Annotated in this window: 15 protein-coding genes, 6 tRNA genes and 2 pseudogenes; 20 read left to right on the forward strand and 3 right to left on the reverse strand. The window is 41.7% G+C overall.

Translation table 11 applies throughout. The features are described from left to right. Nucleotides 1-5: 5 nt before the first annotated feature. From JNUCC1_RS16140 to JNUCC1_RS16155, 5 genes and pseudogenes are all read left to right on the forward strand, one after another. Entirely contained in the window at nt 6-707 is a 702-nt protein-coding gene (locus JNUCC1_RS16140) for a tRNA (adenine(22)-N(1))-methyltransferase (protein ID WP_156646531.1), read from the forward strand. Beyond that, nucleotides 700-1,814 (forward strand): annotated as a pseudogene (locus tag JNUCC1_RS16145) (Nif3-like dinuclear metal center hexameric protein). The gene JNUCC1_RS16140 and the pseudogene JNUCC1_RS16145 overlap by 8 nt, the downstream one beginning before the upstream one ends. Nucleotides 1,815-1,899: 85 nt before the next feature. Further along, nucleotides 1,900-2,384 (forward strand): annotated as a pseudogene (locus tag JNUCC1_RS19345) (DEAD/DEAH box helicase); the annotation flags it as partial. Between the two features lie 129 nt (nt 2,385-2,513). Next, a complete protein-coding gene (locus JNUCC1_RS19350) occupies nt 2,514-3,170 on the forward strand; it encodes a C-terminal helicase domain-containing protein (RefSeq protein ID WP_331713896.1) in 657 nt (218 codons plus the stop codon). Between the two features lie 24 nt (nt 3,171-3,194). Continuing rightward, nucleotides 3,195-4,085 carry a deoxyribonuclease IV gene (locus JNUCC1_RS16155; protein WP_156646533.1) on the forward strand — a complete coding sequence of 297 codons (891 nt, stop codon included), beginning with the start codon at nt 3,195-3,197 and terminating at the stop codon, nt 4,083-4,085. A gap of 10 nt (nt 4,086-4,095) precedes the next feature. Here JNUCC1_RS16155 and JNUCC1_RS16160 read toward each other — a convergent pair whose 3' ends face one another. Next, complete coding sequence (locus JNUCC1_RS16160; protein WP_156646535.1) at nt 4,096-4,377, reverse strand: DUF2624 family protein; 282 nt, start codon at nt 4,375-4,377, stop codon at nt 4,096-4,098. A 149-nt stretch (nt 4,378-4,526) separates the two neighbouring features. Here JNUCC1_RS16160 and JNUCC1_RS16165 point away from each other — a divergent pair, with 149 nt between their 5' ends. From JNUCC1_RS16165 to JNUCC1_RS16220, 12 genes are all read left to right on the forward strand, one after another. Continuing rightward, nucleotides 4,527-4,943, forward strand: coding sequence for a hypothetical protein (locus JNUCC1_RS16165; protein ID WP_156646536.1), 417 nt, complete (start codon nt 4,527-4,529; stop codon nt 4,941-4,943). Between the two features lie 449 nt (nt 4,944-5,392). After that, nucleotides 5,393-6,046, forward strand: a complete 654-nt coding sequence (locus JNUCC1_RS16170) for an NfeD family protein (RefSeq protein ID WP_156646538.1) — start codon at nt 5,393-5,395, stop codon at nt 6,044-6,046. Nucleotides 6,047-6,205: 159 nt separating this feature from the next. Further along, nucleotides 6,206-7,834, forward strand: a complete 1,629-nt coding sequence (locus JNUCC1_RS16175; RefSeq protein ID WP_156646540.1) for a Na/Pi cotransporter family protein — start codon at nt 6,206-6,208, stop codon at nt 7,832-7,834. Between the two features lie 195 nt (nt 7,835-8,029). Further along, a tRNA-Asn gene (locus tag JNUCC1_RS16180) sits at nt 8,030-8,104 on the forward strand. A 3-nt stretch (nt 8,105-8,107) separates the two neighbouring features. Then, a tRNA-Met gene (locus tag JNUCC1_RS16185) sits at nt 8,108-8,184 on the forward strand. Nucleotides 8,185-8,200: 16 nt separating this feature from the next. Beyond that, nucleotides 8,201-8,276, forward strand: a tRNA-His gene (locus tag JNUCC1_RS16190). Nucleotides 8,277-8,293: 17 nt separating this feature from the next. Further along, a tRNA-Ile gene (locus tag JNUCC1_RS16195) sits at nt 8,294-8,370 on the forward strand. A 9-nt stretch (nt 8,371-8,379) separates the two neighbouring features. After that, nucleotides 8,380-8,471 (forward strand) — tRNA-Ser (locus JNUCC1_RS16200). Nucleotides 8,472-8,504: 33 nt separating this feature from the next. Further along, nucleotides 8,505-8,580 (forward strand) — tRNA-Phe (locus tag JNUCC1_RS16205). Between the two features lie 196 nt (nt 8,581-8,776). Further along, a complete protein-coding gene (locus JNUCC1_RS16210; protein ID WP_156646542.1) occupies nt 8,777-9,388 on the forward strand; it encodes a superoxide dismutase in 612 nt (203 codons plus the stop codon). A 99-nt stretch (nt 9,389-9,487) separates the two neighbouring features. Further along, nucleotides 9,488-10,759 carry an MFS transporter gene (locus tag JNUCC1_RS16215; protein ID WP_156646544.1) on the forward strand — a complete coding sequence of 424 codons (1,272 nt, stop codon included), beginning with the start codon at nt 9,488-9,490 and terminating at the stop codon, nt 10,757-10,759. A 71-nt stretch (nt 10,760-10,830) separates the two neighbouring features. Continuing rightward, nucleotides 10,831-12,948, forward strand: coding sequence for a peptidoglycan D,D-transpeptidase FtsI family protein (locus tag JNUCC1_RS16220; RefSeq protein ID WP_156646546.1), 2,118 nt, complete (start codon nt 10,831-10,833; stop codon nt 12,946-12,948). Between the two features lie 36 nt (nt 12,949-12,984). Here JNUCC1_RS16220 and JNUCC1_RS16225 read toward each other — a convergent pair whose 3' ends face one another. Together JNUCC1_RS16225 and JNUCC1_RS16230 are read right to left on the reverse strand one after the other, a co-directional pair. Continuing rightward, nucleotides 12,985-13,542: an endolytic transglycosylase MltG gene (locus JNUCC1_RS16225; RefSeq protein ID WP_231784254.1), complete on the reverse strand. Its 558-nt coding sequence runs from the start codon at nt 13,540-13,542 to the stop codon at nt 12,985-12,987. Between the two features lie 30 nt (nt 13,543-13,572). Continuing rightward, nucleotides 13,573-13,782: a hypothetical protein gene (locus JNUCC1_RS16230; RefSeq protein WP_156646549.1), complete on the reverse strand. Its 210-nt coding sequence runs from the start codon at nt 13,780-13,782 to the stop codon at nt 13,573-13,575. 208 nt (nt 13,783-13,990) lie between these two features. On the opposite strand from JNUCC1_RS16230, the gene rpmG reads away from it, so the two are divergent. From rpmG to JNUCC1_RS16245, 3 genes are all read left to right on the forward strand, one after another. Beyond that, a complete protein-coding gene (gene rpmG, locus JNUCC1_RS16235) occupies nt 13,991-14,140 on the forward strand; it encodes a 50S ribosomal protein L33 (protein ID WP_156646551.1) in 150 nt (49 codons plus the stop codon). A gap of 114 nt (nt 14,141-14,254) precedes the next feature. Further along, a complete protein-coding gene (locus tag JNUCC1_RS16240; protein WP_231784255.1) occupies nt 14,255-14,833 on the forward strand; it encodes a 5-formyltetrahydrofolate cyclo-ligase in 579 nt (192 codons plus the stop codon). Next, entirely contained in the window at nt 14,834-15,847 is a 1,014-nt protein-coding gene (locus JNUCC1_RS16245) for a ThiF family adenylyltransferase (protein WP_156646552.1), read from the forward strand. Nucleotides 15,848-15,873: the final 26 nt, after the last annotated feature.

The following is a 15,873-nucleotide window of genomic DNA, read 5'->3' on the forward strand; positions in this document are numbered from 1 at the left end:
CTGCAATGAAGCAAGCGGTAAATATATCAAATAGACTTAAATTGATAGCAGATTGGATTCCCCAAGGGGCGCAGTTTGTTGACATCGGCTCTGATCATGCGTATTTGCCCTGCTATGTATGCAGTAAGGATCTAGATGCAAGCGCCATCGCAGGAGAAGTAAAAGAGGGACCTTTCAAATCAGCGGAACGGACCGTGAAACGTCTTGGGCTTAATCATGCAGTAACAGTCAGGCTTGGGGATGGTTTTAACGTTGTGGTTCCTGGGGAGGTTCACACAGCCGTCATTGCAGGCATGGGTGGAACGTTGATTGACGAAATTCTTCAAAACGGTCAGGAAAAGCTTAATGGTATTAAACGTATTATTGCTCAGCCGAATCTCAATACGGGTGCAGTCAGAAAAACACTGTCTGTTTTGGGATTTAAGATAATACACGAAGACATGTTAGAAGAGAATGGACACATTTATGAAATGATTGTTGCAGACCGAACAGAAGAAGCCATTAGTCTGGATGATCAAGCAGCTATGTTCGGACCTATCTTGCTCAAACATAAACCGCCCATATTTTATCTAAAGTGGGAGCATGAAAAAAATAATCTTGAACGTGTAGTCAAACAGATGGAGCATGCAAAGAAACCGAACATAGAAAAAATAGCTCAATTTAAAAAAGACATAGCATGGATCGAGGAGGTGCTCCGAGATGAATAAGACGCTCGTACACCAAGAGGTTATTGAACTTATGGAGAAATGGGCTCCACAGGCATATGCATACGACTGGGACCCTGTTGGCTTGCAAGTGGGTTCTTTGAAAGCACATCTGAATCATATTTTGGTTACGCTTGATGTGACAGAAGCTGTTGTGGATGAAGCAATCAAAAAGAACGCTAATTTGATTATCGCCCATCATCCGTTGTTGTTTCGTCCCGTCAGCCAAATTGATACGGATTCAGTCAAGGGAGGGTGTTGGAGAAACTCCTTAAGCACGACATAACAGTCTATGCATCACATACAAACCTTGATGTGGCAGCAGGTGGAGTTAATGATATGCTCTGCAAGTGTATCGGCCTTGGCGAGACGGCTATTTTGGATGAGACAGACGAGGAGCCATTATTCAAAGTCGTTGTCTATGTGCCCGATGAGCATGCTGATGCGGTTCGCTCTGCACTTGGCAAAGCCGGCGGTGGTTTTATAGGAGACTATAGTCATTGCACTTTTAACACAACAGGCAAAGGTACATTTAAACCAACTGAAGAAGCAGACCCATTTATTGGCGAGATTAATGAACTGACTGTGGTTTCGGAAACAAAAATTGAAACGATCGTTTCAAAAACCGATTTGGACCTCCTTATTCAAGCAATGCTTCAAGCGCATCCTTATGAAGAAGCGGCTTACGATATTTATAAAATGGCCAATGAAGGTGTCAAAAGAGGTATAGGAAGAATCGGTGATCTACCCGAACAAAAAACGTTGCGAGAGCTTGCTGACCATGTTAAAACCAACCTTGATGTGCCAATGGTGCGCACCGTTGGCGATCTATCATCCCATGTAAAAACGGTTGCGATTTTAGGTGGAAGCGGTGAAAAGTTTATTTCATCAGCTTTAAAAAATAAAGCTGATGTTCTTGTTACAGGGGACTTGACCTTCCATGCAGCACAGGATGCGTTGGAAGCCGGATTGATGATCATAGACCCAGGGCATCATGTTGAAAAAGTGATGAAATCTGCAACTAAAGCGTATTTGGAGAACAACCTGGATGACGATGCTGTAAAAATATACGCATCAGAAGTTAATACCGAGCCTTTCCAGTTTGTCTGATACTCAAGTTTCCCTGAGGTATGTATAAAGGAGCAATAAGACCATGACAGAAACAACATTTAACGCCTTTAATTTAAACAGAAATATGCTTGAAGTGATCGGAAAGTTACAATTTACGGCACCAACACCTATTCAGCAACACGTCATTCCAGCAGTTTTAAATCATCAGAGCGTGATCGGGCAGTCACATACCGGTTCTGGAAAGACACACGCGTTTTTACTGCCTTTATTCAATATGATTGACGAGGACAAGGAAGGGGTCCAATGTGTCATTACAGCCCTACACGTGAGCTGGCAAGGCAGCTTGATGAACAAATAAAACGGATCATACAGCTGGCAGAGAAAGAGGGGATCTGGACGTCCCGGCTTCTTGTCGGGGGGACTGATAAGCAAAAAATGAGAGGGAAATTGAAACAAGTGCCTCAAATCGTTGTTGGTACCCCCGGCCGGATTTTTGACATGGTAAATGAACAAGCACTCTCTATATACACAGCTAAAGCCTTTGTAGTGGATGAAGCTGATTTAATGGCTGAACTTGGTCTCATTAACGATATCGATCAATTATTGAATCGAGCTCATCCCGATATTCAGCTACTCGCATTTTCAGCCACAATTCCTGTTGTGCTGGAACAGTTCTTTAAAAAGTATCTGGAAAACCCTGTACATGTAAAATTGGATGATGAGATGGTTCCGGTCAACATGGAACATCGTTTGATTCCAAAAAAGCACCGGGATGAAGCGGATATCATTTTGGAAATATCGCGAGCCATACATCCTTATTTAGCCATCGTATTCACAAATGGTAAAGACGAAGCAGACAAACTCGCGGCCAAACTGGTTGAACGGGGTTTGAACACTGGGATTATTCATGGCGGTCTTGCGCCGCGAGAGCGTAAACGCCGCCTGAAAGAAATCCAAAACCTTCAATATCAATACGTGGTAGCAACGGATCTCGCTGCAAGAGGAATTGATATCAAAGGGATCAGCCATATCATTAATGCCCAAATGCCTAAAGAAGAAAGTTTTTATCTGCACAGAGTGGGGAGAACGGCTCGTGCTGGCCTGGAAGGAACAGCTGTAAGTCTATATGAGGAATCGGATATCACCTTGGTAGATAAATTGGAAGCAAAAGGGATTGAATTTACTTTTTCAGATGTGAAAAATGGTCAGTGGACTACTGCCAATCCATACAATATGCGTTCTAAACGACAAAAATCCACACAAGACATAGACAGAGAAGCATGGAAACGCGTTAAAAAGAGTAAAACGGTAAAGCCGGGCTATAAAAAGAAAGCAAAACAACAGCAAGAGCGCATAAAGAAAAATCTCAGCAAAAAAAATCAATACAAAAAGTAAGTCCGATTGGGAGGAGAGAACACCATGAAACTGGGATCACACGTATCAATGAGCGGTAAAAAAATGCTGCTCGGTTCAAGTGAAGAAGCAGCATCTTACGGTGCGAATGTGTTTATGATCTATACAGGCGCACCGCAAAATACACGCAGAAAGCCAATTGAAGAATTGAATATAGATAACGGACAAGCTCATATGAAAGAACATGGCATTGAGGATATCATTGTCCATGCGCCATACATTATTAACATTGCCAATACAACAAAACCGGCTACATTTGAGCTTGGTGTTGATTTCCTTCGTAATGAAGTTGATCGTACAGAAGCAATTGGGGCCAGACAAATCGTCCTCCATCCGGGAGCACATGTGGGCGCTGGCGTTGATAAAGGGATAGCCAAAATTGTTGAAGGTCTGAATGAAGTCCTCGTTAAAGACAGTCCAGTTCAGATTGCACTTGAAACCATGGCAGGTAAGGGCACTGAAATTGGACGTACGTTCGAGGAATTGGCCCAGATTATAGAGGGCGTTACTCACAACGAATTGCTGTCAATTTGTCTTGATACCTGCCATATTCATGATGCCGGTTACGCTGTTCAGGATGATTTTGACAGTGTTTTAAATGACTTTGATAAAATTATCGGAATTGACCGGTTAAAAGTTGTGCATGTTAACGATAGTAAAAATGAACAAGGTGCACATAAGGATCGTCATGAAAATATTGGTTTTGGCCATATTGGATTTGATGCGCTTTATAAGGTCGTCACACATCCTCAGCTTGAAGATCTTCCTAAGATTTTGGAAACGCCATATGTGGGTCCTGATAAAAAGAACAAAAAACCGCCTTACCAGTTTGAAATTGACATGCTTCGGGAAGGGTCTTTTGTTCCGGATTTGAAAGACAAGATCATGGCACAATAAAGTTAATCATTTAAAACATATGGTCAATGCCATATGTTTTTATGATCTCTCTGAATAAACGTTCTGCTTTTTGCGCTGTTTGCCGATCTGTGATTGAAGCCAAATCGTTAAAAAGAATGGTGCGGCCTTGTTCACTAAATGGATCGACCTGGTTCTGTTTAATATAGGCAATCATGTCCTGCGCTTCCTGTTGCGTTAAATTGAAACCATATTGTCGGGCATACCCCATTAGTTCTTTTTCGGATAATGATTTGAGTTTACCCATCATGATGGTCTTTAAAATATCATTCATCTTTTACCCTCCATTGGTCTTTTTAAGTGTTGTTAAAATATACTATGCGAGATGGTGCATGTGTTGACCATGTGTTGGAAGATATAAGCATCATGAATTCTCCTGACCTCCATAAACTAGGCATGTAAAAGAGGAAGGAGGGTGAGCAAATGGATGATAAAGATAAAGATCAATATTCAAATGAAACAGAAAAAGCACCGGAATATGGAAAAAATAAAAACCATTTAACGCCAGAGATGGCGCCACCACCTGGCCAAGCGGTACAAGTGGATAGCTTGAGGCAAGAAGAAATGGCTCAGGAATTAACCGCAGATGATATTTCCATGGACCAAGATACTGGGACAACCTCAGAATTGCCTGAATCACATGCAAACAGCATAATAGGCTGGGGAGCATTGGCACTGTCTGTTTTATCGTTTTTCATGATGCCAATTATTCTGGGCGGTGGCGGGGTCATTCTCGGATTTGTAGCAAGAGCACGTCATGCTAATACACTGGGTACTACAGCAATTGTTGCAGGAGCTGCATCGATTTTAATCACCCTGTTTATTGCGCCGTTTATTTAAATAAAGAGGCTGTTTCGTCAGAGTCACAACTCTTATGAAACAGCCTTTTCTTATGAATTAATGTATAATGGGATCATGATACAAAGGAAATAAATAATAGTGTCCAGGTTGAAGTTTGTACGGGTCGGCTTGAGGGTTTAATCGTTTGAAATCAGACAAAATACGATTGACATCGAAGGATTGATGTAGACCATGGTTAACGTGTTCTACAACTGTGAGAACTGTATCACCTGCCTCTACCTGAACCTCAATCCTGTTTGAATTGGACTGCTCTTGAGTGCTATTAGATGTAGGTTGGTTGTCAACGGACAGATCATGATACATACTGGAAATAAATAACCAAATACAAAGATATAGTAGCATTCGTTTAATAAATTCCAACTTGATCACGCCTTTTTTGAAACCATATTGAACACTGAACCGTACATATCAATAAGGAGAGGATTCATATGGATATGGCATCGGCTGAATGGATTGCATTTGTAATGACAGGGCTTGGGACCTTGTTTCTCCTTGGAGAAATAATGGTGAATACGAGGGGGATTTTTGCAATCTTGGGCATTGGTTTTATAACTGTATTCTTCACAGTGGCCCTTGATACAAGCTCCTTTATATTAATGCTTATTATTTATTTTGCGGGAATAGTACTGATTATTATCGATGGGAAACTCTTAAACGATGGGACGCTTGGCACACTCGGCGCTGCCGGAATGTTAACTTCTGTGGCGATTGCTGCCCCTACATTCGGCTCTGGATTATTTGCAGTGGCAGGCGTTCTAGTGGGCGGCATCAGTTCTATCTTGTTTCTCAAGGTATTTAAGCGCAGGGAAATGTGGACAAAAATAACACTTCGGGATCGTCTTACAAAAGAAGCAGGGTATAACACAATGACAGAAGAGTACAGTGCATTACTCGATCACACAGGCATCACTTTAAATGATCTGCGTCCTGTAGGTACCGTCAAAATTGCTGGAAAAGATTATAGTGCCGTGTCTAATGGACAATGGATACCTGCTGACACGCAAATTAAAGTGGTTCAGGTGGATGGGACCGGGCTAAAAGTGGAACCGATTCAACAACATCAAAACACCTCTGACGATTAAGTCAGAGGTGTTTTACATAGAATATATTAGGTGTGTTGCAGAGTATTGTAAAGAACATGTTAAAATTATGGATAAGCTCTTTACAAATTGTACAAATTCATACATGATTAAACACGGTACGACATGTTTTTTACAATTTATCGAAGGGATGGGTCACCTTTGGGCATTGATTTACAATCGCTATTATTTGAATTTATTGGTGGTTTGGGCATCTTTCTTTTAGGTATTAAATATATGGGAGAGGGCCTTCAGAAATCAGCTGGCGACCGTCTACGGGATATATTGGACAGATTTACAAGCAATCCCATTCTTGGCGTCTTGGCTGGTATTGTTGTTACCGTCTTGATTCAGAGCAGTTCAGGTACAACTGTATTAACAGTAGGCTTGGTTAACGCTGGATTTATGTCATTAAGACAAGCAATCGGCGTAATCATGGGTGCCAACGTCGGAACAACGGTAACTGCATTTATTATTGGTATTGATATCGGTGCCTATGCTTTGCCAATACTGGCTGCCGGGGCAATGATGCTATTCTTTTTCAAGCATAAAAAAATTAATGCCTTGGGTCAGACTGTATTTGGGTTCGGATCTCTATTTTATGGACTTGAATTAATGAGCAGCGGCATGTCTCCATTAAGGAGTATGGATTTCTTCCAAGAGCTGACGCTGCGTATGAGTGATCAACCGATTCTTGGGGTCTTGATCGGTACTGTCTTTACGCTCATCGTACAGAGTTCATCAGCCACAATTGGTATTCTCCAGGGGTTATTCTCAGAGGGTGCTATTGAACTTAAAGCAGCCATTCCTGTTTTGTTCGGGGACAACCTTGGAACAACGATTACAGCAATATTGGCAGCTATAGGAGCGTCTGTAGCGGCTAAACGTGCAGCATTTACACATGTTGTTTTTAACCTGGTCGGTTCTATTGTGTTTTTATTGCTACTCGGGTTTTTTACGCAATTTATTGAATTTCTGCAAGCACAGTTCAACCTTAACCCGGAAATGACAATCGCCTTTGCTCATGGCAGTTTTAACATTGCTAACACAGTGATTCAATTTCCGTTTATTGCGGGACTTGCCTGGCTTGCCACCAAAGTGATTGCAGGTAAAGATGTTATTATCGAATATAAGCCGAAACATCTTGATCCTATTTTTATCCAGCAGTCACCTTCAGTTGCCCTCGGACAAGCTAAGGCAGAAATCATTCGAATGGGTGGGTATGCCTCAAAGGGACTCGAAGAAACACAAAGTTATTTGGCCACACATCAGCAGAAACACTCAGAAATTGCTATGCAGGTAGAAGGGGCACTTAACAACTTGGACAAAGAAATTACGAATTATCTTGTTGAGATCTCCAGCCGTTCTATGTCAGAACACGAAAGTGCTCAGCATACGAATTTAATGGATACAGTCAGAGATATTGAACGAATGGGAGATCACTTTGAAAACATTATTGAATTGATTGATTATCAAATTTCCAACAAGGTCATTATAACGGATCATGCGATAGAGGACTTGAATAACATGTTTGATTTAACCATTCTAACCGTTAGACAGGCCATTAATGCTTTGGACACCATGGACCGTGAAGAAGCCCTGGAAGTGATTCAAAAAGAGGATCAGATAGACAGAATGGAACGGAAATACCGCAAACGGCATATTATACGCGTGAATGAGGGGCAATGCAGCGCCTCAGCAGGCATTGTTTTTGTGGATATTCTTAGTAATTTGGAACGTATAGGAGACCATGCAGTCAACATTGCGGAAGAAGTACTTGGAGATTCTTAAAAAAGAGGCTGATTTTTATCAGCCTTTTTTTGCGAAATTTATTGCTTAATGGATATGAACATGCTATAGTATGTAGTGTTGTGTTTTGGCTTACATCTGTGCGAGCTGAAAAATAAAATGAAGTATATTGACATATTGTGAAGAACATGGTAAATTATATTTCGTGCTCTTAATTGACATATATTTTAATTCTATTCCACAGTAGCTCAGTGGTAGAGCAATCGGCTGTTAACCGATCGGTCGCAGGTTCGAATCCTGCCTGTGGAGCCATGTGGCGGCGTAGCTCAGCTGGCGAGAGCGTACGGTTCATACCCGTGAGGTCGTGGGTTCGATCCCCTCCGCCGCTACCATTTTATTACGCTTATGGCGGCCGTGGCGAAGTGGTTAACGCACCGGATTGTGGCTCCGGCACACGTGGGTTCGATCCCCACCGGTCGCCCCATAATATATTTTTATTCAGGACCCTTAGCTCAGTTGGTTAGAGCTATCGGCTCATAACCGATCGGTCGCAGGTTCGAGTCCTGCAGGGTCCACCATAACTAAGCGGAGGTATACCCAAGTTCGGCTGAAGGGATCGGTCTTGAAAACCGACAGGCGGGTCAAACCGCGCGGGGTTCGAATCCCTCTACCTCCTCCATACATATTGTTTTACAGTGCAACAACTGAATAAGGCTCGGTAGCTCAGTCGGTAGAGCAAAGGACTGAAAATCCTTGTGTCGGCGGTTCGATTCCGTCCCGAGCCACCATCTTTCAAACAAGCAGATCAATGGCTTGTTTTTTGTTCTTGTGTTTAACCTTTATTGAGAAGGGGTATTATGTATAAGTGGATAGACACTTCAGGGGTAAGAGCACTTTGTTTGCATATCCGAAAGGCCTTTGATAACCTCTAATCAAAAGGGTGAATGTTCTATCCTTTTAAAAATATGGAGGAGGAAGATATATATGGCAAAATTTGAACTACCAGAGCTACCATACGCTTATGATGCATTGGAGCCAACAATCGACAAAGAGACAATGAATATTCATCATACGAAGCATCATAACACATACGTTACGAAACTAAATGATGCAATTGAAGGACATGCTGATCTTCAGAACAAGTCCATTGAAGAACTTGTTTCCGATATGGATGCAGTCCCTGAAGACATTAAAACAGCTGTTCGCAACAACGGCGGCGGTCACGCCAATCACAGCTTGTTCTGGAAAGTTATGTCACCAAATGGCGGTGGCGAACCCTCCGGTGAATTAGCTGATAAAATCAACAGCAAATTTGGCAGTTTCGATAAGTTTAAGGAAGCGTTTGAAACTGCAGCAAAAGGACGTTTCGGTTCCGGTTGGGCTTGGCTTGTTGTAGATAACGGTGACATCGCCATTACAAGTACACCAAATCAAGACTCTCCATTAATGGATGGCAAGACACCAATTCTCGGTTTAGACGTATGGGAGCATGCTTATTATCTTAAGTATCAAAACAGACGTCCTGAATATGCTTCAGCATTCTGGAACGTTGTAAACTGGGACGAAGTTGAAAAGAATTACAATAACGCTAAATAATTGTTTGAGATCAACAGCGCGAGGTATTCCTCGCGCTTTTTGTATATCTGCTTGCTTATTGCCCACACTATTTAACGTGTGAAAAGGAGCATGCAGCCTATGCAAAAAATTATTCAAAGTATGTCTAAAAACATGACCATTACCCGTGATTTGATTTTTTTACTTTTAATTGGAGGTCTCTATTCACTGGGTATATTTTTATCCAATACATTTGTGAATGTGTATTTATGGAAGCAGGCCGGAGATTATATGACAATAGCCGTATATAATCTGGGAATTTTTATATTCCAGCCACTTACTTTTATTATAGCCGGGCGCATCGCCAAGCGGGTCGATCGTGTGATTGTCCTGCGGCTGGGTGTAAGCTTTTTGTCTATATTTTTTCTGAGTGTGTTATTAATTGCTGAACATGCATCAACATTTAATTTTATGCTGGGGAGTCTGCTTGGCATTGGCTACGGTTTTTATTGGCTAGCCTTTAATGTCCTGACATTTGAAATAACCGAACCAGATACAAGGGATTTCTTTAATGGGTTTCTTGGTGTTCTGCAGTCGCTTGGCGGTATGATTGGACCAGTGCTGGCTGGAAGCATTATTGCACGTATGGCGGAGAATACGGGGTATACAACCATCTTTACGGTATCCTTTATTTTGTTTCTGTGTGCGGTGATCATGAGTTTTTTTCTTAACCGCCGGCAAGCAGAGGGGAAGTTTGAGTTTAAGCGGATCTTAAAAGAGAGAAATCACAATAAAAACTGGAAACGTATATTGAACGCCCATGTGTTTCAAGGCCTGAGAGAAGGCATATTCTTATTTGTCATCACAATTTGGGTCTTTTTAACAACTGGCAGTGAATTTTCACTTGGTATTTTTAATCTGGTGCTCTCCGGTCTCTCGTTTGTGTTTTATTTCTTGGCCACACGCTTTATCAAACCTGCCATGAGAAAAAGAGCTATTTTAACAGGAGGACTGTTATTATTTGCAGCTCTATTTACTATTTTATTCGACATCAACTACACCCTTTTAATCATTTATGCTGTATTAATTGGGGCCGCTTACCCTATATTTACTGTCCCATATGTTTCCCTCACGTATGATGTGATCGGGAAAGCACGTTTTGCCAAGGATTTGAGGATAGAGTATATTGTTGTTCGGGAACTTTTTGTTAACACTGGACGGGTCATTTCATTGCTCACATTTATATTGACGCTGAGTGTCTTTGATCCCAAAATAATGATACCAGTACTGCTGGTTATATTTGGCATGGGGCACCTGATGATTTATATCTTTGTTAAAGATATTCACCTTGGACCGACTGGAAAGAAAAATGTCATGGTAAAAGAACAAGTTACAGACGAAAAAAATCGATAAGTGATTTGGAATATGTCCCTTGCATGTTATAATAAACAAGATATGAATGAAAAGGCGGGGGACAGAAACACATGGCGAACCAGAAAAAGAAAACGAAAAAGTCACAACTCCCATTCAGGTTAAATATATTGTTTTTTATCGTTTTTATTTTGTTTTCAGTGCTTATTATTCAACTCGGTGTCGTACAAATTCTAAATGGACAAGAATTCCAAGATGAAATTGACCGAACCATTGAAGACACAACCAAGATTCCGGTGCCGCGGGGGAAAATATATGACCGTGACCACAATGTGATCGTTGATAATAAACCTATGTATTCCATTACGTATACACCGGCAAAAGGCGTCCAGGCCCAGGATCGGCTTGATGTAGCCGAGGAGCTTGCAAAATATATTACAATGCTGGAAGAAGACGAGGATGCTCGGGAAAAACAGCTTAAAGCCATTACAGACCGTGACCGACGTGAATATTGGTATTTAAAGCACGAAGAAGAGGCGAGAGATCGTCTTTCACAAGAAGAAGCCGCAGAGATGGAAACAAGTGACCAATATCAGGCCATACTGGACCGGATTACAGATGAGGAAATCAGTGGTTTCTCCGAGAAACAATTGGAAGTTATCATGATAAAAAAGGAATTGGATAAAGCCCCGTATTTAACACCTCATATTGTTAAGAATGAAAACGTCACTATCGAGGAGTATGCAAGGGTTGCTGAGCATATGAATACACTTCCGGGCGTCAATGCCACTACCGACTGGGACCGGGAATATCCTTATGATTATACTTTGAAAAGCTTTGTCGGAACGATTACCTCTCAAGAAGAAGGTATCCTTGCCGATAAAAAAGACTATTATATGACCCGTGGCTACAGCTCGAACGACCGTGTTGGACGGAGTGGGCTGGAAGATCAGTATGAAGAAATCTTGAGAGGGAGAAAAGAGCAGCTTTTATATACCACGAACAAAGACGGAAAGGTCGTGGACTCTAAAGTTGTTGTAGAAGGTAAACGAGGAAAAGACCTCGTCCTAACAATCGATATGGCTTTTCAAAAGAAGGTAGATCAGATCGTGAAGGAAGAGTTGGAAGCAGCAGTCCGAAAGCAACCTTATGAGAACAGGACCCTTGATGACGCTCTGGCTGTTGTCTTACACCCAAAAACCGGTGAATTGCTCGCTGTTTCGGGTCAGCGTTATGACAGAGAAAAAGGTGAGGCTGTTGATGTGGGTATTAGAACAGTTATTGACCAGCATTTACCAGGGTCATCGATAAAAGGAGCTACTGTACTGGCAGGCCTTGATTCGGGTGTCATTACACCAGGACAGGTTTTTGTAGATAAACCCATTCGAATTCAAGGAGATCCTAAACCAAGAAGTTCGTGGAAGGACCTTGGCCCTGTTAATGACATAGGCGCACTTAAGATGTCATCAAACGTCTATATGTTTAACATTGCTATGAGAATGCTTGGAGATTATAACCATCAATATGGAGACAAAATAGACGTTTCAAATTGGGATGCCTTTCAGGATATTCGTAATTATTTTTGGCAGTTCGGCCTGGGAACCAAGACGGGAATTGATTTGCCTTATGAGGCTACAGGCTTGGTTGGCTCCTCAAAAAAGTCAGGCTACTTGTTAAACCAAGCAATCGGTCAACACGACACATACACGACCATGCAATTGGCTCAATATGTTGCTACAATAGCCAATGATGGGTACCGGGTGAGACCTCATTTCCTTAAAGAGGTCAGAGAGCCAATATCGCAAGACGGTGAACTCGGGCCTATTTATGAAACGGTTGATACCGATGTTTTGAATAAAGTGGAAATGGATGACAGTTATATTGATCGTGTGCAGGAAGGATTCCGACGTGCATTTCAGGAGCGTCCTGGGACAGGGTACAGCTATTGGGGCAACAAACCGTATAAGCCAGCAGGCAAAACCGGTACAGCCGAAAACAGGAAGTATATTGAAAAAGAGGAAAGAGTTGTAGATACAATTAATCTCGCGCTTGTCGGGTATGCCCCATATGACGATCCTGAGGTAGCCTTCGCTCTGAACGTGCCTAATCTCGGTGATGATAACGAATCAAAGATCAACCATAGTATCGGTACTCGAATCATGGATGCGTATTTCGATATGAAAGAAGGTAAGCTGTCTGAAGATGATTCATCAAGTGAGTCAGATGATTAAAAAACAGCCTGAAGCTTCGGCTTCAGGCTGTTTTTATTAAGGGTTTGTTAAAGTTTCAGCGAGTTCATAGGCACTCATGGAACTTTTGACTTCAAAGGTTCCGATTTGAATGAGCATGCTGTAGTCATTTTCTTGTAAATAAGCGTTAAATGCTTCAGCATCATCGATAATGCCTTTATTTTCTAGAGTTGTGCTGATGTCTCTCGAACTCATACCAGGCTCAATGGTAAAAGAGAAAGATTTGGATGAGGCCCTCTCTTCTTTTTCTGCATCTTCTTTGTCTTTGTTTTGCTCTGTATCGTCTGACTCTGTTTCAGAGGATTGATCCTGATCATCTGAATTCGTTTCTTCATCCTCTGTTTTGCCCGATGTGTCAGTGTCCGCCTCTTTTGTCTGACTGGACTTATCCACTGATAAGGCGATATATTCATCCTCTGGAATCACTCGCATGTTTTCTTTTTTCAAATGGGCAATCATTTCATCAGTGGTCAGTTCTTCTTGTACAGCTTCTGAATCGTTGAACATATACACCACAAGCATGATGAGACCTGCAGTGATCAAACCAATTGAAAATATACGTATAGGCTGTTTCATAGTCGTCTCCTTGAAAGTATGTAATAAATGTTATTTAAGGGAATCCTCACCAACTGTATCAGATAAGAGTTCTTCTTCCAGAATTTTAATTTTCTTTTTCATCTGGTAGGTTTCTTGCATGGTTGTAATCTGCAATTGGTCAATCTGGCCTTCAATATCCGACATTTTGTCATTCATGAAAAACGACACGATAAATAACACAAGGCCAACGCCAATTACAGCTCCGATAGCAATCATCATATGACTTTCCTCCAATTTTTGACAGCTTTTGCTGTATGGTGTTGAAAAATGCACTATAATATATATAACATAGTTTGCTGAAATAGAAAATAGCAATTTTTTCTGCACAGACCTTGCTGACTAAGCAAAAATCTGCTATTATAGTTGAGTCGAAATGATTATAACTTGAAGCTGGTAACAGCAGTATAAATAGTCTGGAGGGATACACATGCGCGTAAATATTACTTTGGCTTGCACTGAAACAGGCGACCGCAACTATATTACGACAAAAAACAAGCGTACAAACCCTGAGCGTCTTGAGCTCAAAAAGTACAGCCCACGTTTGAAAAAACACACATTGCACAGAGAAACAAAATAAAGCAACACCAACAGCTCTTATCAAAGTAACTTGATAAGGGCTTAATTTTTAACAGCACAAATTACATAAACTGCAGCATATACCATGAATCGATAGATATTGAAGGTGGGGATTATGATGAGTGAGGATAAGCAGGAGCTTCGGAAATCGGCGATCGGACTGTTAAAAGGAATGCCAGATGATGAGAAAGATCAAATTTCAGAACAGCTCTATCAGCAGGTTTATGCATCAGATGCGTGGCAGGCGGCCAAGGTTGTTGGGCTGACTGTATCACAGGGAATGGAATGGGACACCTGGCCGCTCATCCATCAAGCCTGGAACAGCGGTAAAATTGTGTGTGTACCCAAATGCGACCCTAAAACCAAAAGAATGACTTTCTACCAATTGGACCATTTTGATCAGCTTGAGCGTGTATATTTTAATTTACTTGAACCGAAACCAACAGAAACAATGTCTGTTTCAAAAGAGGATATGAATGCGTTGGTTGTCCCAGGTTTGCTTTTTGATAAAAGAGGCTATCGCATTGGGTTTGGCGGTGGATTTTATGACCGGTTTTTGCAGGACTTTAACCAGCCCACGTTATCCATTTTAAGCTCAAAACAACTTGTGGATCATTTACCGGCAGAATCGTTTGATATTCCGGTCAGACAATTGCTGACAGAGAATGGATCTATTGTGACGGGAGTGAGATAAATGAATAAAGCTCGGTATTCCCGGCAAATGCTGTTTCCGCCTATTGGAGATAAAGGACAGCAACAGCTTGCAAATAGCCGTGTTCTCATCGTGGGAGCCGGAGCGCTAGGAACTGTGGCAGCCAATCACATGGTAAGGGCGGGTATTGGATGGGTTCGTATCGTTGATCGGGATTTTGTGGAATTGAGCAATTTGCAGCGACAGATGCTCTATGACGAAGAAGATGTCAAACAAACCTTGCCCAAAGCGATCGCTGCCAAAAACAAACTCGAACAAATGAACAGTACTGTTAAAATAGAGGCCTTCGTAAATCATGTGTCCTCAGAAAATATCATGACTTTGATCAAAGATATGGATGTGGTCATTGATGGAACTGATAACTTTGCCACACGACACTTATTGAATGATGCCTGTTTCAAAGTGGGCATACCATTTTCCTATGGTGGCGTTGTCAGTTCAAGAGGCATGACAGCATTCTTTCGGCCGGGAGTGACATGTTGTCTGAGGTGTAGGATCAAAGAAGGAGCCCAGACAGGCGAAACATGTGATACTGCAGGTGTGATTTCACCTGTTGTTGATATGGTGGCTTCCCAGCAGTCCACCGATGTACTCAAGTATCTTACAGGCCATGATGAGCAGATTGATCAAACGCTAAGAACGTTTGATCTTTGGTATAACCAACACTTTGCTTTTAAATTTTCCAAACCTGATGATCATTGTCCGACATGTCAACAAAAGCAATATCCCGCATTGAATAGTGATCAACTTACGAAAGAAACGGCTTTGTGTGGCAGAGATACTGTACAGATTCATCACCACCGAAAAATGGATCTGGCTGATTGGGAAAGCCGGTTAAAAGATGTTGCAGATGTGCAGCGTACCCCATTTTTATTGAAAGCGCATTTTGCAACAGGCTTGTCTTTTGCCATTTTTCCAGATGGCAGAGTTCTTGTTCAGGGCACAGAGGACGTAGGCAGAGCGCGTTCAATGTATGACCGTTATATCGGATCTTAAATGCATAAAACATTTTTTCATTAACA

Source organism: Lentibacillus sp. JNUCC-1, from assembly GCF_009741735.1.
Taxonomy (GTDB): Bacteria; Bacillota; Bacilli; order Bacillales; family Amphibacillaceae; genus Lentibacillus_B.